This is a genomic window from Desulfofundulus thermobenzoicus (assembly GCF_009428905.1).
Taxonomy (GTDB): domain Bacteria; phylum Bacillota; class Desulfotomaculia; order Desulfotomaculales; family Desulfovirgulaceae; genus Desulfofundulus_A; species Desulfofundulus_A thermobenzoicus.
On record NZ_WHYR01000153.1, the window covers coordinates 1 to 484 of the forward strand.

Consider the following 484-nt stretch of genomic DNA (forward strand, 5'->3'; position numbering starts at 1 on the left):
GCTAAAATCAAGATCATTTTAGCCCTTTGTCAATAGTCTTTAAACCCGCTTATTCGGGTCTTTTTTTCGCTCGGGCCACAAAGAAGAAATAACAGCAAAGTGCGCCTAGATCACAAAGCATAATGATCAGACCCATTGGAAAGGCTGTTTGGCTTCCGGCTAGTCCGACAAGAGGTGTCATGCAGGCGCCTAGCAGCATTTGCGCCACACCGATCAGTGCAGCTGCACTTCCTGCATGCGCTCCGTGATGCTGCATCGCAAGAGACGGGGCAGAGGTGCCGACAATTCCAACGCTTGAGACAACAAAAAACAGTGGAATCAGAATACCGTACAATCCTGCATCAATTGAGATCATGAAAAATAAAGTGACTCCCCCTAATGCAGCTGTCAGCAATCCAATGCGAAGGACTTTCTCTTCACCAATTTTCGCAGCAACTCGGGCAAATACTTGTCCAGCCGTGATGATCCCAAGACTATTTACCGC

General features: G+C 47.7%; 1 protein-coding gene. It reads right to left on the reverse strand.

The features are described from left to right. Positions 1-49: 49 nt before the first annotated feature. A partial coding sequence (locus tag GFC01_RS17970; protein WP_479723393.1) for an MFS transporter occupies positions 50-484 on the reverse strand: 435 nt, incomplete at its 5' end.